1 tRNA gene is annotated in these 428 nt (G+C 47.9%); it reads left to right on the top strand.

Features of this window, described 5'->3' with window-relative positions:
• Nucleotides 1-126: 126 nt before the first annotated feature.
• Nucleotides 127-202 (top strand) — tRNA-Glu (locus tag HEM79_RS22380).
• The last annotated feature ends 226 nt before the right edge of the window (nucleotides 203-428 follow it).

Below are 428 nucleotides of genomic sequence, written 5' to 3'. Positions count from 1 at the left end.
AAGGTAACCGTAGGGGAACCTGCGGTTGGATCACCTCCTTACCTTAAAGAAGCGTTCTTTGAAGTGCTCACACAGATTGTCTGATAGAAAGTGAAAAGCAAGGCGTCTTGCGAAGCAGACTGATACGTCCCCTTCGTCTAGAGGCCCAGGACACCGCCCTTTCACGGCGGTAACAGGGGTTCGAATCCCCTAGGGGACGCCACTTGCTGGTTTGTGAGTGAAAGTCGCCGGCCTCTGTATCTCAAAACTCACTTACGAGTGATGTTTGAGATATTTGCTCTTTAAAAATCTGGATCAAGCTGAAAATTGAAACACTGAACAACGCAAGTTGTTCGTGAGTCTCTCAAATTTTCGCAACACGATGATGAATCGAAAGAAACATCTTCGGGTTGTGAGGTTAAGCGACTAAGCGTACACGGTGGATGCCC

Origin of the sequence: Escherichia sp. 93.0816, from assembly GCF_013368855.2 — a bacterium.
GTDB lineage: Bacteria > Pseudomonadota > Gammaproteobacteria > Enterobacterales > Enterobacteriaceae > Escherichia > Escherichia ruysiae.
Note: the sequence above shows the minus strand (reverse complement) of the source record. Positions and strands in the feature narration are given on the sequence as shown.